The organism is Micromonospora sp. NPDC047521, assembly GCF_055587305.1.
On record NZ_JBVJGN010000007.1, the window covers coordinates 198947 to 218824 of the forward strand.

17 protein-coding genes are annotated in these 19878 nt (G+C 70.8%); 11 read left to right on the top strand and 6 right to left on the bottom strand.

Annotated features, from left to right (window positions below):
- Positions 1 to 9 precede the first annotated feature (9 nt).
- Positions 10 to 990, bottom strand: a complete 981-nt coding sequence (locus tag ACZ6N8_RS17955) for a DUF2804 domain-containing protein (RefSeq protein WP_466011188.1) — start codon at positions 988 to 990, stop codon at positions 10 to 12.
- 339 nt (positions 991 to 1329) lie between these two features.
- Between ACZ6N8_RS17955 and ACZ6N8_RS17960 the strand changes: the two genes are divergently transcribed.
- From ACZ6N8_RS17960 to ACZ6N8_RS17970, 3 genes are all read left to right on the top strand, one after another.
- Positions 1330 to 2646, top strand: a complete 1317-nt coding sequence (locus tag ACZ6N8_RS17960) for a hypothetical protein (protein WP_466011189.1) — start codon at positions 1330 to 1332, stop codon at positions 2644 to 2646.
- Between the two features lie 340 nt (positions 2647 to 2986).
- On the top strand, positions 2987 to 3463 hold the full coding sequence (locus ACZ6N8_RS17965) for a hypothetical protein (RefSeq protein WP_466011191.1): 477 nt from the start codon (positions 2987 to 2989) through the stop codon (positions 3461 to 3463).
- Positions 3464 to 3485: 22 nt separating this feature from the next.
- Positions 3486 to 5315, top strand: a complete 1830-nt coding sequence (locus ACZ6N8_RS17970) for a glycoside hydrolase family 15 protein (RefSeq protein WP_466011193.1) — start codon at positions 3486 to 3488, stop codon at positions 5313 to 5315.
- A gap of 65 nt (positions 5316 to 5380) precedes the next feature.
- Here ACZ6N8_RS17970 and ACZ6N8_RS17975 read toward each other — a convergent pair whose 3' ends face one another.
- Positions 5381 to 7204, bottom strand: a complete 1824-nt coding sequence (locus tag ACZ6N8_RS17975) for a glycoside hydrolase family 35 protein (protein ID WP_466011194.1) — start codon at positions 7202 to 7204, stop codon at positions 5381 to 5383.
- Between the two features lie 81 nt (positions 7205 to 7285).
- Between ACZ6N8_RS17975 and ACZ6N8_RS17980 the strand changes: the two genes are divergently transcribed.
- The 6 genes from ACZ6N8_RS17980 to ACZ6N8_RS18005 all read left to right on the top strand — a co-directional run bounded on the left by ACZ6N8_RS17980 (position 7286) and on the right by ACZ6N8_RS18005 (position 14044).
- Positions 7286 to 8299, top strand: a complete 1014-nt coding sequence (locus ACZ6N8_RS17980) for a LacI family DNA-binding transcriptional regulator (protein WP_466011196.1) — start codon at positions 7286 to 7288, stop codon at positions 8297 to 8299.
- A gap of 164 nt (positions 8300 to 8463) precedes the next feature.
- A complete protein-coding gene (locus ACZ6N8_RS17985; RefSeq protein WP_466011198.1) occupies positions 8464 to 9786 on the top strand; it encodes a carbohydrate ABC transporter substrate-binding protein in 1323 nt (440 codons plus the stop codon).
- Positions 9787 to 9856: 70 nt separating this feature from the next.
- A complete protein-coding gene (locus ACZ6N8_RS17990) occupies positions 9857 to 10831 on the top strand; it encodes a carbohydrate ABC transporter permease (protein ID WP_466011200.1) in 975 nt (324 codons plus the stop codon).
- A gap of 11 nt (positions 10832 to 10842) precedes the next feature.
- Entirely contained in the window at positions 10843 to 11721 is an 879-nt protein-coding gene (locus ACZ6N8_RS17995; RefSeq protein WP_466011202.1) for a carbohydrate ABC transporter permease, read from the top strand.
- Positions 11722 to 11740: 19 nt separating this feature from the next.
- Positions 11741 to 11920, top strand: a complete 180-nt coding sequence (locus ACZ6N8_RS18000; protein WP_364364121.1) for a DUF6903 family protein — start codon at positions 11741 to 11743, stop codon at positions 11918 to 11920.
- Between the two features lie 156 nt (positions 11921 to 12076).
- On the top strand, positions 12077 to 14044 hold the full coding sequence (locus ACZ6N8_RS18005; protein WP_466011204.1) for a discoidin domain-containing protein: 1968 nt from the start codon (positions 12077 to 12079) through the stop codon (positions 14042 to 14044).
- A gap of 64 nt (positions 14045 to 14108) precedes the next feature.
- On the opposite strand, the gene ACZ6N8_RS18010 is transcribed toward ACZ6N8_RS18005, so the two are convergent.
- Genes ACZ6N8_RS18010 through ACZ6N8_RS18020 form a run of 3 tightly spaced genes read right to left on the bottom strand, consistent with a single transcriptional unit; the run spans position 14109 to position 17296 of the window.
- A complete protein-coding gene (locus ACZ6N8_RS18010; protein WP_466011206.1) occupies positions 14109 to 15851 on the bottom strand; it encodes a multicopper oxidase family protein in 1743 nt (580 codons plus the stop codon).
- The gene (locus ACZ6N8_RS18015) at positions 15848 to 16297 is read right to left on the bottom strand and encodes a DUF6220 domain-containing protein (protein WP_466011208.1); all 450 of its coding nucleotides are present in this window, start codon (positions 16295 to 16297) and stop codon (positions 15848 to 15850) included. Before ACZ6N8_RS18015 ends, ACZ6N8_RS18010 begins: the two co-directional genes overlap by 4 nt.
- Positions 16298 to 16306: 9 nt before the next feature.
- A complete protein-coding gene (locus ACZ6N8_RS18020; RefSeq protein ID WP_466011210.1) occupies positions 16307 to 17296 on the bottom strand; it encodes a carboxymuconolactone decarboxylase family protein in 990 nt (329 codons plus the stop codon).
- A 144-nt stretch (positions 17297 to 17440) separates the two neighbouring features.
- On the opposite strand from ACZ6N8_RS18020, the gene ACZ6N8_RS18025 reads away from it, so the two are divergent.
- Positions 17441 to 18571 carry a sensor histidine kinase gene (locus tag ACZ6N8_RS18025; protein ID WP_466011212.1) on the top strand — a complete coding sequence of 377 codons (1131 nt, stop codon included), beginning with the start codon at positions 17441 to 17443 and terminating at the stop codon, positions 18569 to 18571.
- Positions 18568 to 19230, top strand: a complete 663-nt coding sequence (locus ACZ6N8_RS18030) for a response regulator (protein WP_466011214.1) — start codon at positions 18568 to 18570, stop codon at positions 19228 to 19230. Before ACZ6N8_RS18025 ends, ACZ6N8_RS18030 begins: the two co-directional genes overlap by 4 nt.
- Before the next feature lie 15 nt (positions 19231 to 19245).
- Here the strand turns inward: ACZ6N8_RS18030 and ACZ6N8_RS18035 are convergent, their stop codons facing one another.
- On the bottom strand, positions 19246 to 19839 hold the full coding sequence (locus tag ACZ6N8_RS18035) for a helix-turn-helix domain-containing protein (RefSeq protein WP_466011216.1): 594 nt from the start codon (positions 19837 to 19839) through the stop codon (positions 19246 to 19248).
- Positions 19840 to 19878 lie beyond the last annotated feature (39 nt).

Genomic DNA, 19878 nt, shown 5'->3' on the forward strand with positions numbered 1-19878 from the left:
CAGGCGCCACTACCAGCGGTTGCGGGCCTCCTCGGCCCAGCCGACGAGCCCGTCGAGGCTCACAGTCGTCCCGTCGTCGGTCGTCGCCCAGCCGGAGAAGTGCCCGAAACACTGGTGCGTCTCGTTCGCCACCACACCCAGGTTGGTGCGGGCCACCTTCTCGTGGAACGGCTGGAACTCGACCTGGACCCGTTCCCCGCTGATCCGCCAGGGGCGCAGCCAGTCCGACCGGTCGTAGGTCCAGCGCAGCTCCTCACCGATCTTGTGCAGGCGGCCGTCGACGAACAGGCCGTTCTCGGTGACGCCGGTGCCGTCGGTCCACTTGCCGCCGAGCTGGATCGCCCGTCCCGGCGCCGCGCCGGCGGCCCAGTTCCACGTGATCGAGTACGGCCACCTGCCGCGACCGTGGTCCAGCACGGCGAACGCGTCAGGTCCACCGATCTCGTACGTCTGGCCGTGCAGCTCCAGCGTGCCGAGGACCGGGCGGCCGAGGTCCTTCACCGTGTACTGGAATCGCGTGGGGCTCCACGGCACGACCACGCCGAGCGACTCGTGGCCGGCCGGCAACGGCACGTCCACCTCCAGTCGTACGCCGGGGGCGCTCGCCGAGATGGCGGTGCCGTCCGGCCGCTGGGTGATCCGGATCGCCAGGTCACCACCCCGCGCGCCCGCCTCGCCCACGCCGCACCGTGGCGGTAGCACCGCTGCGCGCGCCAGCGGCACCACCGCCTCGGCCTTGGTCTCGATGCCGCTGTCCCGGTCGAGCACGTAGACGCTGTGCACACCTGCGTAGTCGAGCGACGAGGCGACCAGCCCGACGATGTGCCGTGGGGTCACGATGCCCCAGTACTCCCACCGCTTGGTCCGGCCCCACCCGCGCAGGTTCGCTGTGTGCAGCGGGCGGCGGGTCCAGCCCACCGCCGCGGGGTTGAGCCGCCCGTTCGGTTGGCACAGCTCGACAGGTGAGGTCAGCTCACGTTCGTGCGTCACGAGGTGCACGATAACCGCCGCCGCCCGGCCGGCTTGACTGACACATCGATGCGCCCTACGGTCATACGACATCGGACATAGGATGTCATAGGATGTGGTGCATGCGGCAGCTCTGGCTGCTCCTGACTCTTTCTCTCCCATCGTCCTGGTAGCTGCTCCGCCTCGCCCGCCGCTCTGGTGCGGGCACGCCCGGCCCCGCCTGCGGCCACGAACCCGCACGAGACCGGCAGGAATCCCTTGTCATCGGCCGCTTCAGCCCCCCGCGGCCCGACGCTGCGGGGCGGCCACGGACACCGGCGTCCCTGGCCGCCCGGCATCCCCTTGAAGGAATAGGACCCCATGAAGCTGTCTGCCCTCGGCCGCATCGCTCTGGCCACAGGCATCGCCGTGCTGACCACCGCCATGCTCCCCGGCACCCCCGCGACCGCCGCACCGGTGAAGAGGAAGATCCTCCCCGTCCTGGTGGAGTTCAGCGACGCGTCCTTCCAGTTCCCGGACAAGGTGAAGGCGTCCACGCCGGACACCTACTTCGGGGCGAAGAGCGACTCGGCCGCGTCGTTCCTGTCGGAGGTGTCGCGCGGGCAGTACACGGTGGTACCCGCCGCCAAGGAGCAGTTCCTCGGCCCGATCAAGCTGGATCTGAGCGCCGCCGGCTGCCCGCAGGGCAAGATCAACCAGATGACCCGGGAGGAACTCACCAAGCGGGGCCTGGTCGCGGGCAAGGACTACGAAAGCCTCTCGATCGTCTTTCCGGCGCAGAAGACGAACTGCCCCTGGGCCGGCCTCGCCACCATGCCCGGCCCGACCACCTGGATCAACCTGTACGGCACCGCCAGCGGCATCGACGTCGTCGGCCACGAACTGGGACACAACCTGGGCTTCGGGCACCAGGGTCGCTTCCTGTGCAGCGGCGGCAACCTCGGTGCCTGCAAGTCGGAGGGCTCCAGCTACAAGAGCATCATGGGCGCCGGCTACCGGGCGTCCGGCTTCTCCGCGCCCGAACTGATCCATGCCGGCTGGCTCTCCGGCGGGGCGTCTCTCAAGGTCACCAAGTCGGGGGTCTACACGCTGCGCTCCCTGCACGGCAAGGGCAGTGGGATCCGCGCCCTGGACATCGCCCTGGGCGGCGACCGGCTCGTCATCGAGTACCGCCACGCAGCCGGCAACTTCGACGCGAAGATCGAGGGCGTGCACGCCTACCGCGTTCCCAAGGGCTCCTACGGCGCCTCGTCGCTCATCGACACCACTGTGGAGAACAAGACGGCCTCGAACAACGCACCGGCCAACGCGGACGCGATCAAGAAGCTGACCGACAAGGCGAGCAAGGTGTCCGTCGCCGTCGTCTCCTCCGGCGGCGGTCAGGCCAAGGTCAAGGTCGCGCTCAACGGCGACGCGCTCTCCGCCATCGACGCGGCTCCCTCGAAGTCCGCGACCCCCACCCCCAGCGCCGCCACCCCCACGCCGAGCGCGAGCGCCAGCGCCGAGACCGAGGCCGTGACCGACGGCTCCGAGCCGGTCTCCGAGGTCGACTCCGGGGACCTCGCCGCTGTCGGCGAACGCTCCACCGCCCTGCCGCTCGCCGCCGGGGGCGGTGCCGCCCTCCTGGCCGCCGGCGTGGGATTCCTCCTGCTCAAGCGTCGCCGCAGGCGCGCCTGACCGGCCTGTCAGGCCCCGGACGCGCCGCGCACGGCGGGGCGGCCGGGGCCCGGTCATCGTCGTTCGTCACCCCTGTCCGGCGAACCGTCGGTCCGGCGGTTGCCGTGCGCCTAAGGTAGGTCCCGGGTGACCACCGTGGCGCGGAGCCGAGCGAGGAATCGCGCCACGGGCGGCGCCGTACCAGCCTCTCCCGTGCTAGCCGGAAGGCGTGCGATGTCCGGGGTCAGTCGGCCTTGCCGCGTACGGGCGGGCGGCGCCACGCCCGTTCGACAGGCGCCGGCACCCTCACCCGCACGCACCTGTCACGCGCGGCGAGCCGACGACGCCGGCTCCCGCTGAGATGGACTGGGCGGGATGGGCGCTGTTCGGGATCGTCGCCACCGCGGCGCTGACCGCGGCGATGATCAGCGCTCAGATGGCCGGGCTCACCCGTCTCGATCTTCCCCTGGTGCTCGGGACCATCATCACCGAGGATCCCGACCGGGCCCGGGTCGTCGGGTTCTTCATCCACCTCACCGCCGGTCAGGGCTTCGCTCTCGGGTATGCCGCCGTGTTCGCCTTGTTGCGTCGCGCCGACTGGTGGATCGGTGGGTTGCTCGGCGCGCTGCACGTGGCGATAGCGCTGACCGTGCTCCTGCTCCTGCTGCCCGGTGTCCATCCGCGCATGGCGTCGCACCGGGCCGGGCCGGCCAGCACCGCCACGCTGGAGCCGCCCGGCCTGTTCGCCCTCAACTACGGCGTGCAGACCCCGGCTGTCACGGCTGTCGTCCATGTCATCTACGGGGTGGTCCTCGGACTGCTCCTTCAGGCTCGTTGACCCGCACCGGCCGAGTTTCGCGATGACCACAGTCCCCGAGACCCCGCAGCGACCTCCGGCGCCCATCGGTGACTACGGACTGCTGAGTGACACCCGTACCGCTGCCCTCGTCGCCGGTGACGGCGGGATCGACTGGCTCTGCGTACCCCGATTCGACGGCGACCCCCTGTTCGGCCGGCTGGTCGGTGGCCCGGAGGCGGGGGCTTTCCGGGTCGGCCCCGCCGCGCCCACCCCGGTCGTCGAACGGCGTTACCGGCGGCACAGCGCCACGCTGGAGACGACGTGGGCGGTGGACGGCAGCCGCCTCACCCTCACCGAGGGCATGGTGGCCGAACTCGCCGGACGGCTGCTGCCCACGACGGTGCTCGTGCGACGCCTGTCGGCCGAGGGAGGCCCGGTCGACGCCGTTGTGGACTTCGATCCCCGGCTCGGTGACCGGCATCGCCGGCCCCGGATCCAGCACCGGGGCCGGGATCTCGTGTGTGAGTGGGGGTCCCTCGCGGTGTCGCTGGGCTGCGCGCCCGGGATCACCGTCGAGCCGGGTACGCCCACCGCGCTCACCGTCACGCCGGGTAACCCGGTCACGCTGGTGCTGGCCATCGCCCATCGGGAACCGCTTGTCCACGTCGATCCGGCCGCGGCCTGGGAGCTTCTCGTCGCCGACGAGGACAGGTGGCGACGCTGGGCGGCGGGCATCGACGCCTCCCTGCCGTTCCGGGAGAGCGTCGTGCGCAGCCTGCTGACCCTGCGGTTGTTGACCTACTCGCCGTCGCAGGCGCCGGTGGCCGCGCCGACGACGTCGTTGCCGGAGGGTCCCGGCGGGGTGCGCAACTGGGACTACCGCTACGTCTGGCCGCGGGACGCCAGCATCGGCGTCAATGCGTTCCTCGGCGTCGGCAAACTCGACGAGGCCAAGGGTTTCCTCGCCTGGTTGCTGCACGCCAGCCGGTTGCAGCGACCACGCCTGCCGGCGCTGTTCACGCTTGACGGCCGCCACGTGCCGCGCGAGCGGGAACTGCCCGGCTGGCCCGGATACCTCGACAGCGTGCCGGTACGCGTCGGCAACGGCGCCGCCGAGCAGCACCAGCTCGACGGCTACGGCTGGGTGGTCGATGCGGCGTGGGTGCTCGTGCGGGCGGGCCACCGTCTGAACTCGGAGACGTGGCGGGCGGTACGCGGCTTCGCCGATCTGGTCGCCAGACGGTGGCGGGAGCCCGATGCCGGCATCTGGGAGGTGCGCGAACCCGTCCGGCACGTGCACTCCACGCTCATGGGCTGGCTCGCCGTCGACCGTGCCCTGCGCATCGCCGAGACCCACCGGCTCTCCGAGCGGCGGCGCCGCCGGTGGCAGCGCGCCCGCGATGCCATCGCCACCGATGTCCGGCTCCGGGCCTTCGACCCGTCGCAGGCGAGCTACGTCCGCAGCTACGGCTCGCCCGAGCTGGACGCGGCTCTGCTCATCCTGCCGTTGCTGGGCGTCGACGACATCGGGTCGGATCGGGTACGCGGCACTGTCGACGCCATTCGCGACCGGCTCTCCGCCGGTGGCCCGCTGCTCTACCGCTATCCGCCGGGGCGCGACGGCCTCCCCGGCTCCGAGGGCGCGTTCCTGCCCTGCTCGTTCTGGCTCGTGCAGGCCCTCGCGCACACCGGACGACGTGCCGAGGCTGTCGAGTTGTTCCGGGAACTGCTCGGACGCGCCAACCCGCTCGGCCTCTACGGCGAAGAGGTGGACCCGGAGACCGGGGCGTTCCTCGGCAACTACCCCCAGACGCTGACCCACGCCGCGCTGATCCAGGCCGCGCTCGCGATCCGGGACGCCCCGACCGCCGAGGAGAGGGCCGGGGAATGACCACGCCCCGAGGCACGGTGCCGCGCCAGGGCTGAACGCGCGGCACCGTACGCCCCGCTTGTCGGTCAGTCGAACTCCTCGACGTACTCCTCGGTGGGGCCCAACTCGGGCCGGTCGCGCAGCTCCAGGACGGAGCCGAGGCGGTCGGTCTCCAGGACGACCACCGTGTTCTCGCCGCTGCGCAGCAGTGGCGCCGGGCAGTACAGGGTGACCTGCGGGCCAATGTCCCAGTAGCGGCCGAGCAGGAACCCGTTGACCCAGACCATGCCGTGCACGGAGCCGGGCAGGGCCAGGAAGGTGTCGGCGGGCTCGTCGAGGCGCACCGTCGCGACGGCGAAACCGGCGCCGGTGCTTGCCGGTCCGGCGCCTGTCGCACGGCGCAGGTCGTCAGGTGTCCACTCGGTCAGGGCGATCGGCGAGCTGGTCCAACCGTGCACCATCCGGCGATCGACGAGCACCGGACCGAGCAGGCCCTTGTGCTGTCCGACAAGGGGTCCGTAATTGATGCGGCCCAGGTTCTCCACCAGGATTTCCAGGCGCACGGTCGCCCCGGTGCCGTGGATCGGTAGCTCCGGATGCGCACCGTCTGCCACTCCGATCGGTACACCGTCGGCGAGGACGACGGCCCGGTCGCGTACGTCGGTCAGGACGATCGTGTGCGCGCCCGGCGGGATCTTCGGGTGGGCGGTGAGCAGCACCATCCCGGCGTCCAGGCCGAGCTGTTCGAAGGTGGCCGGCCGTGGCCCTGTCGACTCCGGTGCCGGTACGGCGCGCAGGCCGGCGATCAGGTCGGCGTGGTGGGTCAACGGCACCCGCGCCGGCGCGAGGACAGGCATCCGCTCGGGCACTCGCAGTGGCCCGGTGGCGCCAAGTGCCCGGCGCATGGCGTGGAACTTCGCGGTGAGTGTCCCGTCCTCGGCGATAGGCGCGTCCGAGTCGTAGCTGGTGATGGTGGGTTGCAGCAGGCCCCGTTCGGCGTTCGCGCCGGCCCACAGCCCGAAGTTGGTGCCGCCGTGCGCCATGTAGAGGCTGACGCTTCCGCTCTCGGCGATGATGGCGTCGAGAGTGCGGACGGCGCTGTCCACGGCGCGGACGTGGTGCCGCTCGCCCCAGTGGTCGAACCAGCCGTTCCAGTACTCGGCGACCACGAACGGTTCGTCGGGCCGGCGCTCGGCGAACAGGGCACGGGCTGCCTCGGGCTTCGAGCCGAGGGTGGCGGCGGCGAGCGTTCCGGGCACCGTACCCGCGTCGTGCATCAGCTCGGTGGGGCCGTCGGCGGTGAACAGCAGCTCGGTGATGCCGCGGTCGAGCAGGGCGGCGCGGTTCCAGCGCAGGTACGCCTCGTCGTCGCCGTAGCTGCCGTACTCGTTCTCGACCTGTACCGCCACGACCGGTCCGCCGGCGTGCGTCTGCTGGCGCGCGATGCGGGGGATGAGGTTGTCGAACCACCGCTCGACCGGCTCGGTGAACGCCGGGTCGGAGGTGCGCAGGGCCACGTCTCGGGCGGTGAGCCAGGCCGGCAGTCCACCGTTCGACCATTCCGCGCAGATGTACGGGCCGGGCCGCAGGACGACGTCGAGGCCCTCCTCGCCGGCGAGCGCGATGAACGCCTCCAGGTCGCGCCACCCGTCGAAGCGGGGTGCGCGATCGGCGTGCGGCTGGTGGAAGTTCCAGGGCACGTACGTGTCGAGGGTGTTCAGACCCAGGTCGGCCAGCCGCCGGATCCGGTCGCGCCACAACTCGGGGTGGACCCGGAAGTAGTGCAGGGCGCCGGACAGGATGCGGTGCGGGACCCCGTGCCGGTAGAGCTGGCGGTCGTGCCAGCCGAGCGCGGGAGAGGGTCTCGTCGGCGGCGCTGTCGCGCTGCCCCGCCGGGTCGTCTCGATCATGGCGGCAGCCTATGTTACCCATGCCATTCCTAACAATGCCGATAGGATGCGCCAGTACAGGTTTCCAGGAGGGTGGCGCGGATGACCGAGGCGACAATGCGTGGCAAGCAGCCGAGCATGGCTGACGTGGCACGTGCCGCCGGCGTGTCGGCGCAGACGGTGTCCCGCACCCTGCGCGACTCGCCGAACGTCAACGCCGAGACCCGCCGGCGCGTGCTCACCGCCGTCGAGCAGCTCCGGTACCGGTACAACGGCGCCCCCCGGCTGCTGTCGTCCGGCCGCAGCTTCACGCTCGGCCTGGTCCTGCTCCAGTCCGGCGGCTACTACTCGCGTTCGGCGGTGACCGCCGGGGTGGAGGCGGCGGCCGGGCAGGCGGGGTACTCGGTGAGCATCGCGACAATCGCCGAGCTGGACACCGCCATGATGGAGAAGTCCCTGCTCAAGCTGTCCGACCAGGGCGTCGACGGCATCATCATCGCGGTCCCGCTGATCTCCGTGACCCAGCGGATGGAGGACATCACCAGGGACATCCCCACGGTCACGGTGGACGGCTCGCGCACCACAGGCGCCCGGGTGCTGGGCATCGACCAGCACGAGGCCGGGCGCATGGCCACCCAGCACCTGCTCGACTCCGGGCACCGCCAGGTGTGGCACGTGGCCGGGCCGGACGAGTGGATCGAGGCCCGTCAACGCCGGCAGGGCTGGCAGGAGTGCCTGACCGCCGCCGGGATCGACGCGCCGCCAGCGCTGGAGGGCGACTGGTCGCCCGAGTCGGGTTACCGCCAGGGGCAGATCCTCGCGATGATTCCCGAGGTCACGGCCATCTTCGTGGCGAGCGACGAGATGGCGTTCGGGGTGATCAGGGCGCTGCGGGAGCGTGGGCGGTCGGTGCCCGCGGACGTGTCGATCGTGAGCGTGGACGACATCGAGCTGGCGGCGTACTGCCACCCGCCGCTCACCACCGTCCGCCAGGACTTCTACAGCTCCGGGGCCGCCGCCGTCGCGCTCCTGCTGGGCACCGAGGACGCCGGGGAATCGGCGGCGCAGCCGAGCCTCATCGTCCGGGAGTCGACCGCCGCGCCGCGGTCCCACTGACCCCCGACCCCCTCCGCGCTGTCGGCACTCGTTCTTGACGACTCATGTTACGGGTGCCACAGTAACAACGCATGGCCCCGCCCGCGATCTTGTGGGCCTATGCCATGCCCGTCCACGCCGCTCAATTCCGCACCGCCGTGCGCACCGCCCATGGAGGACCCCCCATGTTGAGAAGACCAATCGTCCTAGCGGTCGCCGCAGCGACAGCGCTGAGCCTGCTCGCCGGCTGTTCCGGAGGCGACGACGACGCCGACGGCAAGAAGACGCTGAAGATCGCGGCGTTCGAGGGCGGTTACGGCCGGGACATGTACGTCCAGGTCGTCGACGCCTACAAGGCGAAGCACCCCGACGTGGATGTGCAGCTTCAGCTCTCGAAGACCCTTGAGGACGAGATCAGCCCCAACATGAAGGCTGGCAAGTTCCCCGACGTCGTGGTGCTGCCCCAGGGCCGCAAGGCCGCGCTCGCCGAGACACTGGTCAAGGACAAGGCGCTGGAGGACCTCACAGGCGTCCTGGACATGACCGTCCCGGGCGAACAGTCCACCGTGCGGGCCAAGCTCGCCGACGGGATCGTCGGCAACCTCAGCACCAACCCGTACAACGACGACAAGACCTACCTGATGCCGATGTACTACGCGCCGACCGGCCTGGTCTACAACAAGGGCCTCTTCGCGCAGAAGGGTTGGCAGGTCCCCACCAGCTGGGACGACATGTTCAAGCTCGGCGACACCGCCAAGGCCGAGGGCATCGCGCTGTTCACGTACCCGACCGCGGGCTACCTGGACTCGTTCTTCTTCGCGCTGCTCGCCGACGTCGGCGGTGAGCAGTTCTACAAGGACGCCATGACGTACTCCGAGGGTGTCTGGAAGACCCCCCAGGCGCGCCAGGTCCTGGACATCACCGCCAAGCTGCTGAGCTACGCGGCGAAGACCACGGTCGGGTACGCGAACGAGCAGGACTTCACCAAGAACCAGCAGTCTCTGCTCGACAACAAGACCCTCTTCATGCCGAACGGCACCTGGGTCGTCGGCGAGATGAAGGACGCGCCGCGCTCCACGGGCTTCGAGTGGGCGATGGCCCCGCTGCCGGCGGTCTCCGCCGGTGGCAAGCGCTACCTGACCACGATCGTCGAGTCGGTCTGGGTGCCGAGCGACGCGAAGAACAAGGACGCCGCGAAGGACTTCGTCGCGTACCTCTACTCCGACGAGGCCGCCGGCATCTTCGCCAAGGCCAACGCGATCCAGCCGATCAAGGGCATCGCCTCGACGCTGCCCGCCGAGATCGCCCCGTTCTACCAGCTCTACGAGGACCCGAGCATCACCGCCCTGGTCGGTGGCTTCGCCAGCACCGCGCCTGTCGAGGGCGTGAACATCAAGGGCACGCTCTTCGACACCGCGAACAGCATCATCAGCGGCGACAAGACCGTCGACCAGTGGCAGACCGCGCTGAACGACGCCAGCGAGAAGTTGCGGCAGGCGGGCAAGTGACGCCCGGCGGCAGCCCGGGAACCGGGCTGCCGCCGTTTCCTCCCCCTGCGAGAGCCAAGGACTGGTCACGGTGACGACGACCCTCACTCCACCAACCCCGGGCGCCAGCAAGCGGGCGTCCGGCCGATCCCCGGCGTCGGCGCGCGGTACCGCCGCGCGCGGCCGGCGCGGCGACGGCCGGTTCGTCGCCGTCTGTCTGCTACCGGCGCTGGCGCTGTTCGCCCTGTTCATGATCTGGCCGACGGTGAGCGTGTTCCGGATGTCGCTCTACACCTGGAGCGGCTTCTCGACGCAGATGCGCTTCGTCGGCCTGGACAACTTCAGCAAGCTGCTCGACGACGAGCAGTTCCTGCGCGCGTTCCAGAACACCGTCGCGCTGCTCGTGGTCGTGACAGTGGTGACGATGGGGATGGGCCTGTTCCTCGCGGCCGTCATGACCCGGCAGAAGCTGCGCGGCCACACCCTCTACCGGTTCGTGCTCTACGTCCCGAACGTGCTCTCGGTGGTGGTGATCGCGGCCATCTTCTCGGCCGTCTACGACCAGGAGAACGGCCTGCTCAACGGCACACTCCGGCTGCTGTCGCTGGACGGCCTGCAACGGGTGTGGCTGGGGGACCAGAAGCTGGTGCTCTACTCGGTCGCGATCGCGATGCTGTGGCAGTCGTTGGGCTACTACATGGTCATCTACATGTCGAGCATGGCGAGCATCCCGGAGGAGCTGTACGAGGCCTCGGCGCTCGACGGCGCGTCGGCCGCTCGGCAGTTCTTCGCCGTCACGCTGCCGCTGATCTGGCAGAACCTGCGCACGACGCTGACGTTCTTCATCCTCAGCGCGGTCAACCTCAGTTTCGTGCTGGTCCGGGCGATGACAGGTGGCGGCCCGGACGGCGCCTCCGAGGTGCTGCTCAGCTACATGTACAAGCAGGCGTACACGAACTCGGCCTATGGCTACGGCATGGCCATCGGTGTGGTGATCTTCGCTTTCTCGTTCCTCGTGTCGCTCCTGGTGAGCCGCGCGACCCGGCGTGAGCCCCTCCAGTTCTAGAGGACACTTCCATGACCACGATCAACAAATCCGGTCCGCGGCCCGGCCGTGGCCTCACCCACCTGCTCGTCGGCGGGATCACAGCGCTCATCGTGATCCCCGTCGCCTGGGTGCTGGTGGCCTCGCTGAAGCGCAAGAGCGAGTTCTTCGGCAGCCCCTGGACCCTGCCCGAAGGCCTGCACCTGCAGAACTACGTCGACGCGTTCGGCGGCGCGAACATGGGCCGCTACTTCGCCACGTCGGTGCTTGTCACAGTCCTCGGCCTGGTCTTCGTGCTGGCCGTCTCGGTGCCGGCGGCGTACGTCGTCGCCAGGTACGAGTTCCGTGGCAAGAGCATCGTCGAGCTGGCGTTGCTTGCCGGGCTCTTCGTCAACGTGAACTACATCGTGGTGCCGATCTTCCTGATGCTCGTCGACTGGGACCGCGCGCTTGTCGACGTGTTCCCGGACGGGTTCTTCCTCGACAACCCGGCGATGCTCTCGCTTGTCTACGCGGCGACCTCGATCCCGTTCACGATCTACCTGTTGAGCGCGTACTTCAGGTCGATCCCGGGGGATTTCGAGGAGGCGGCGCTGCTGGACGGGGCGTCCCGCTTCCGGATCATGACGCGGGTGATGCTGCCGATGGCTCGCCCGGCGGTCACCACGGTGATCCTGTTCAACTTCCTGGCGTACTGGAACGACTTCATCATCGCGCTGACGCTGCTGCCCGGTGAGGGCAAGACGTTGCAGGTCGGCCTGCTCAACCTGATGGCCGCGCAGAAGGCGGCCGCGGACCCCGGGCGGCTCTACGCCGGCATGGTCATCGTCATCGTGCCGGTGCTGCTCCTGTACGCGCTGATCCAGCGCCGCCTGATCCAGGGCATGGCCGCCGGCGGCGTCAAGGGCTGAGGCCCGAGAAAGGGATGTCATGAAGGAACCGACGCGTGTCGTAGTGCTCGTCGTCGCCCGGATTCTGGTCGCGCTCGCCTGCGTCGTCACGGTGGTGGTCGTCCGGCCCACGGTCGGCTGGGGAAGCCTCGCGATCATGCTCGTGGCGCTCGCCGTCCTGATCGGTCTTCTCGCGGACTACAACCGAAAGTTCCGGTGAACCGGGCCGGCGCCGGCCGACGAGCCCGCGGTCCCCCGGGTCCGTCGCTGGCGACACCTCCCGGTCGTACGCGCAGGACAGCTACACGCACGTGAACCGCTCCCCCGACCACCCCCACGGTTAGGACTCTTGATGCGCTTGTTCAGGTCCTCGTTTGTGGCTCTGACCACCCTGGCCACCGCGATACTGGTCGCCGCGCCCCCCGCCGCGGCAGCCGCAACGAACTACTACGTCGACTGCTCCGCGAGCACCTCGGGCAGCGGCACCCAGGCCAGCCCCTGGAACAGCTTCACTCCTGTGAACGCCAGGACGTTCGCCGCCGGAGATCAGATCCTGATCCGGCGGGGTACCACGTGCGCCAACCAGCAACTCTTCCCCAAGGGCTCGGGCGCTTCCGGCGCACCGATCATCGTCGACGCCTACGGCAGCGGAGCCAAGCCGGTGCTGGCCGGCAACGGCGCGGTCGTCGACGTCGTGAAGCTCTACAACCAGCAGTACTGGGAGATCCGCAACCTGGACATCTCCAACAAGGGGTCGGCGATCGCCACCCGCCGCGGCGTGCACATCATCCGCGAGAACTCCGGCACCGGCACCTACTACCGGGTGACCGGCCTGAGCGTGCATGACGTCAACGGCAACCAGACCAAGAAGGACGACGACGCCAGCGCCGGCATCTTCTTCGAGGTTCTGGGCTACACCACGCAGACGAAGTTCGACGACGTGCTGATCAACAACAACACGATCGCCACTGTCGACCGCTACGGCATCCACTTCTGGACCCGCTGGATGGTCCGGCCCGAGCTGGCCAACCCCAACTGCGGCTCGACCTGCGGCAACTGGCTGCCGCAGACCCGCGTCGTCGTACGCGGCAACACGGTCACCGACATCGGCGGCGACGCCATCGACGTGCACCACACGCAGAGCGCCCTGGTCGAGAACAACCGGGTCGACGACTTCCGGGTCCGCGAGCCCGCACAGTGCGCCGCAGGCATCTGGGGCTGGAACATCAACGACGCCCTGTTCCAGTTCAACGAGGTCAGCGGTGGCCGGAGCACCTGCGACGGGCAGGGCTTCGACCTGGACGAGGGCAACATCCGCACCATCTACCAGTACAACTACAGCCACGACAACGAGGGCGGCTTCATCCTGCTGTGCAACGGCGGGGGTTCCACCACCAAAGACAACATCGTGCGCTACAACATCAGCCAGAACGACCGCGGCCAGATCTTCGACCTCGTGTGCGGCAAGCTCACCAACACGAAGATCTACAACAACGTCTTCTACGTCGGCCAGGCAGCCCAGATCATCAACAACAGCAACGGCTCGACCGGCGCCAACGCGGAGTTCTACAACAACATCTTCTACGTGACCACGACCCAGGCCACATACAACGCCGGCGCGTTGTTGTTCGACTCCAACGTGTTCTACGGCCAGCACCCGGCCGGTGAGCCCACCGACCCGAACAAGATCACGGCCGATCCGCTGTTCGTCGCGCCGGGCACCGCCACCTCGATCAGTGACGCCGGCGGCTACCGGCTCCGCACCGGCTCCCCGGCACTGGCCAGTGGCCAGGCCATGACCAACCCGGGCAGCCGGGACTACTTCGGCGGCGCCGTCACCCAGGGATGCCGTCCCGACCGGGGCGCACACCAGCTGAGCACCGTCTGCGTGCCCAGCGCCGGCGTCATTCCGCGTACCGCATGGTCCCTGAAGTACGTGGACAGCCAGGAGACGGCCGCCGAGAACGGGGCCGCGACAAACGTCTTCGACGGCAACCTCAGCACCATCTGGCACACGAAGTACACCGGCGGCAACGCCCCGATGCCCCACGAGATCCAGATCAACCTCGGCGCGAGCTACTCCGTCTCCGGAATTCGCTACCTCCCCCGGCAGGACGGCGGCTCCGGCGCGGCCAACGGACGAATCGGGCAGTACGAGGTCTACGTCAGCACTGACGGCACCAACTGGGGAACGGCAGTGGCCACCGGCACCTTCGCCAACAACGCCAGCCAGAAGGAGGTCCGGTTCACCGCGAAGACCGGGCAGTACCTGCGGCTGCGCGCCCTGAGCGAGGTCAACGGCAACCCGTGGACCACCGCCGCGGAGATCTACGCCCTCAACTGACCGGGCACAGCGGGGAGCCTCCGGCATCGCACCGGAGGCTCCCCGCGTACCCGTGGGAGGAGGATCAGGAGTACATCAGGTGCAGCGTCATTCCGGCTTCGGCGTGCGGCAGGTTGTGGCAGTGGTTGGCCCACACTCCGGGGTTGTCCGCCCGGAACGCCACCTCCCACACGTCGCCGGGGCGTACGTCGAAGGAGTCCCACCACAGCTGACTGCCGGTCGCCCGTCGGCCGTTGTGGGACAGCACCAGGACGTGATGGCCGTGCAGGTGCCACGGGTGCACGGTCTGGGACCGGTTGACGATCGTGAACCGCACGACGTCGCCGAGGCGTACGACCTGCGGCGGGATGTCCGGGTCGGCCGCGCCATTGACGGTGTGGGCGTAGCGCGGAAGCAGCCCGTGCAGGTCGAGACCACGGTCGAGGACGAGGGTGAACCGTCTGTCGAACCCTGACCACGGCGCCGGCGAGCTGACCCCGTAGGTGAGCGGGTCCAGCACCGGCCAGGCGGCGGTCGTCGCCGACACGGGCCCGGTCGAGTAGACGGCCCGTCCGTCGACGACGAGCGCCACGGGCGTGGCGGGTGCGGTGAACACCAGGTCGTAGCGTCCCCCGGCCGGGATCAGCACGGCGGTGTCCACCAGCGGGGTCGGGCCGTGCAGGTCTGACCCGTCGATCGCGGCGACCCGGAACGGGGTGCCAGCCAGGGCATACCTGTGGGTCGTGCTGTCGGTGTTGATCAGCCGCAGCCGCACGGGCACGCCCGCCGCGACCGGCTCTGTTCTGGGCTCGGGCAGCGCCACACCGGCCAGGGTGTGCACCGGCACGGTGACGTCGACGCCGGTCACCGGCGCCTGGCGCACCACCAGGACACCGTAGAGACCCATCCGCACGCCGACGTCGGAGGCCGAATGCGTGTGGTACCAGTACGTTCCGACCTGGTCGGCACGGAACCGGTAGACGAACTCCTGCCCGGGCCGCACGGCCGCCTGGGTCACCCCGGGCACCCCGTCCTGGCTGTTCGGCACGTCGTACCCGTGCCAGTGCAGCGTGACGCCCCGGGCGATGTCCCGGTTGCGCAGGGTCACCTCGATGACGTCGCCGACGGTGGCCGTCAGCTCCGGCCCGGGGACCTGGGCGTTGAACGCCCACGCCGCGACGTCCCGGCCGCCCGCCCGGACCGTGGCGGTCGCGGCGGTCAGGGTGAACCGCCTGGTCGGTTCGCCTACGGTCCGCGCGTCCCGATATTCGTGATCGTGGGGTACGCCTGGCGCGGCGGGCGGGGCGACGACCAGCCCGGTTCCGGTGACCAGCGCCGCGACCGCCACCCCGAGGGCCGCCCGGGACACCGTCCGGGACGGGCGCGCGCCGAGGGCGAGCCAGGAGAGCGCCGTTGCCGCCAGCACCCCGGCGACGGCGAGCAGTCCCACGCCCGCCGACGCGGGATATCCGTGCAGGAGCGTCACGAGCAGGGCGCCGCTGTGGGCGTACCCGGCGAAGAGCAGCGCAACCGCGACGGACCGGACGTCGCCCGCGGCGGCCCGCAGCAACCGCGGCCCGGCGACGGCCACCGCCGCGAGCGACAGGGGGGCGGCGATGACCACCTTCTCCGCCGCGAACCACCAACCGGCGCGGGCGAGCGCGACGATCGTGACCGCCCGGGCGAGTGTGGCGAGCAGCGCGAAGACCGCCAGCCCCAGCGCGAGCGGACGGCGCCGCGCGGCGGACGCCGCGCCACCGCCCAGAAATCCGGCGGCCGCCAGGACCGCGATCACGAGATCCGCCGCGAGCAGCGAACCGGTCGTCATGCCGGCTCCCCCTCGCGGACGGGCACGGGGGCGGCGGCCGGCTCCGGTCGGTCCAGCTGTCGCGCCGCCCGCACCACGCCGACCACGACGTGCACCGCGATGATGCCGTTGACCGCGTGCAGCCCGCCGATGGTCAGGCCGAGCGGCGTGCTGGCCCCGGCGGCGTCGGTGGACGCGTTCGCGAGCATGGCGATGAGCGCCTGCACGACCACGAGGCCGATCGGCAGGACCGCCAGTCCGATGATCCGGCCCGGTGCCCTCGCCAACGCGGCGAACAGGGCGGTGAGCACTGTGAGGACGGGGATGACCGCCATGCCGTTGACGCTGTGCAGGGCGTACGCGCCGTCGCCAGCCGGTTTCGTGAACCCACCCACGGCGGCGAAGACGAACTGCAGGGCGAACGAGACGAGCAACAGGATGCTGACGATGACGAATGCCTTGCGCATGCTGACCTCCTAGAGGTGCGCCGAGGTCAGGGCCTGGGCGACATGGTCGGTGGCGGTGATCGCCCCGTACGCGACGAGCCGCACGAGGTCGGCGTCCTGCGGGTGGGAGAGCCGCCACAGCGCGACGTCGCCCACGGTGATCGCGCTTGGCGCGAACGCGGCCAGCAACGCGATCCGGGTCCCGACGCGGTCCGTGCCGGGTACGTCCCGGACCAGGTCGACCGCCCAGTCCGACGGCCGGGCCGGGTACCGCCCGTCCTCCCAGCGCACGGCGGCCGTGACGGTCTGGCGCGCCACGTCGCCCAGCAGGTCCCCGCACCGGGTTGCGGCGTTCCTCAGCGCCGCGTACGCGACGCCGACCGGGCTCTCCCCCGCCCAGGCCGGCGGCGCCGTCGTGCCGGCGTCGAGCAGCGGGAGGCTGCGGCCGGGTTCCTTCGGCTCCCGGGCCGTGCGGGCGTGGAGCCGGCCGCCCACCGACCGCACCAGCGGGGAGCGTTGCAGGCCGCCGGGCAGCAGATCGGGGTCGAGCAGCGCCGAGACGACCCGGTTGATGAAGTGGAAGGCGAGCAGCGTTCCGGTGACCTCGGGGGCGTACCTGCTGGTCCAGCCGGTGGCTGTCGGGCTGCGGCTCGCCTCGGCCCAGGCGACCAGCTCGGCGTGCCTCGGCTCGGGTGGCGTCCCACCCCGCGCGATGGTCTCGGCCAGCTCGTGCTCGCCCAGCGCGTGCAGCAGCATCACGTGGGCGTCCACGCAGAACGGGCAGCGGTTGGCCCGGGACACCGCCGACGCGACGAGTTCGCGGTCGACCCGGGACACGTCCCCGGCGAGCACTGCCTCACGCATCAGCGCCCAGGTCGCCGCCAGCACCTCCGGTACGGCCGCGAGTGCCTGGAACGTCGGCGCCGGCCCGAGGAACTCGTCAGACAACTGCCGGTAGACCTCTGCGGTCAGACCCGTCGCGGCCTTCGGCGGAGCGGGGGTGAAGAAGCGGTATGTCATGGGCTCGATGCTTGCCTCGACGGGCCGGGAAAACGTCGTACCGCCGCAGACACCTGCCCGGCCGCCGATACCGCGTCCGCGGTACGCCCACCTACCGCAGGCGGTGGATGCTCCCTGGTGGCGGCCCGTTCTACAGTTCGACACATGCGCAGCGACCTGCCGTACGCCCTCAGCGGCCTCGGCCTCGGTGGCCTCCTGCTCGGCAACGCCGCGCTCGCGCCGGACGCCGCGACGATCCGGGCTGTCGACGTCGCAGTGGTCCTGGCCATGGCGGCGGCCCTGGCGGTGTGCCGGCGGCACCCGGTGCTGGCGCTGGGCGTGGTGACCGCCGCCATGCTGGCCCTGCACGTCCGCGTCCACTCAGGAGTGTCCGCCGCGTTCCCCGTCCTCGGCGCGGTCTACGTCGCCGCCTGGCGGGGGCGCCGATCGGCCGCCGCCCTGGCCAGCCTCGTCTTCCTCGGCGGCTTCCTGGCCCGCGACATCTCGGTCGCCCCCGCCGACCGGCCCGGTCAGCTGATCGTCGAACGGACCGCCCTCCTGCTGGGCTGGTTCGTGGCGGCAAACGTCGCAGGACTCGTCGCGCGGCAGCGCCGGGCGTACCTGGAACAGGTCGAGCAGCGGGCCGTCGAGGCCGAGCGCACCCGCGAGGAGATGGCGTTGCGTCGCGCCGGCGAGGAGCGCCTGCGCATCGCCCGGGACCTGCACGACTCGCTGACCCACAGCATCTCGGTGATCAAGGTGCAGGCCGGGATCGCCGTGCACCTGGCCCGCAAGCACGGCGAGGAACCGTCGGCCACGCTGCTGGCGATCCAGGAGGCCAGCAGCGCGGCCATGCGGGAGCTGCGCACCACCCTCGACGTCCTGCGCTCCCCCACCGACGGGGACCGCGTGGGACTGGGCCGGATGGACGAACTCGCCGAGCGGACCCGGGCGGCCGGCGTACCGGTGCGGGTGACAGTCACCGGTACGCCACGGGAGCTGCCCGCCGAGGTCGACCAGGCCGCGTACCGCGTCGTCCAGGAGGCCCTGACCAACGTGGCCCGCCACGCCGGCCCCGCCACCGCGCAGATCCACGTCGAGTACGCACCGGCGGAGCTGACCGTCTCGGTCACCGACGACGGCCAGGCGTCGACGGACCGGACCCCCACGCCGGGCGTCGGCCTGCGGGGCATGCGGGAACGGGTGACCGGGCTGGGTGGCACCCTGCGGGCCGCCGCCCGCGACGACAGGGGATTCGCGGTACGGGCGACGTTCCCGGTGGACGGCCCCGCGTGATCCGGGTCCTGCTCGCCGACGACCAGGCGCTGATGCGGGCCGGATTCCGAGCACTCCTGGACGCCGAGGACGACCTGGAGGTCGTCGGCGAAGCCACCGACGGCACCTCGGCAGTGCACCTGTCCCGACACCTGCGCCCGGACGTCGTGCTCATGGACGTGCAGATGCCGGGGCTCGACGGCATCGACGCCACCCGGCGCATCGCCGCCGACCCCGACCTCGCCGCGGTCCGCGTCCTCATCCTCACCAACTACGGGCTCGACTCCTACGTGTTCGCCGCGCTGCGCGCTGGCGCCAGCGGTTTCCTGCTCAAGGACGCCGATCCCCCCGACCTGCTGCGGGCCGTCGCCGTCGTGGCCCGCGGCGACGCGCTGCTCGCCCCGGCCGTCACCCGGACGCTCATCAGCGAGTTCGTGACCGGCCCGCCGCCGGCCGAACCTGCGGCCGGCCGCGAGGTGCTGACCGCCCGCGAACAGGAGATCGTCGAACTCGTCGCCCGGGGGCTGACCAATGACGAGATCGCCCAGCGGATGGTGATCAGCCCGCTGACCGCCAAGACACACGTCAACCGGGCGATGGCGAAGCTGCACTGCCGCGACCGCGCCCAGCTTGTCGTGTGGGCGTACGAGTCGGGACTCGTCACACCACGACGCCGGTGACGCCCTCCGGCGTGCCTACCGCTCCTCGGCGTTCGCGGGGCGGGCGCGCACGTGCAGCCGTTCGCCCTGCGGGCCGAAGAGGATGAGGGCTTCGGCGGCGCCGGGGCCCGGGTTGAGGATGCGGTGCGGGACGCGGGTGTCGAACTCGGCCACCTCGCCCGAGGTCAGGGTCAGATCGTTGTCGCCGAGCAGCAGCCGTAGCCGGCCGGAGAGCACGTAGAGCCACTCGTAGCCCTCGTGGGTCTGCTGGGTCCGGTCGCGGGTGGGTGCGTCCGGCGGGAAGATCACCTTGAACGCCTGGAGGCCGCCCGGTCGGCGGGTCAGCGGCAGGAACGTGATGCCGTGCCGGACGATCGGTGTGGGGCGTACGCGGGGGTCGCCGGTGGCCGGGGCGTCCACCAACTCGTCAAGCGCCACCTGGTAGGCCCGGGCCAGCGGGAGCAGCAGCTCCAGGGTGGGTCGACGGCTTCCGGACTCCAGCCGGGACAGGGTGCTCACCGAGATGCCGGTCAGCTCGGCGAGCTGGGTCAGCGTGGTCCCGCGCCGGTGGCGCAGGGCCCGCAGTCGGGGGCCGACGGCGGCCAGCGCGGCGGAGTCCTCGTTTGCCATAACGGCAAGGATAGTTGCCATCCGGTCGGCGGCGACGGA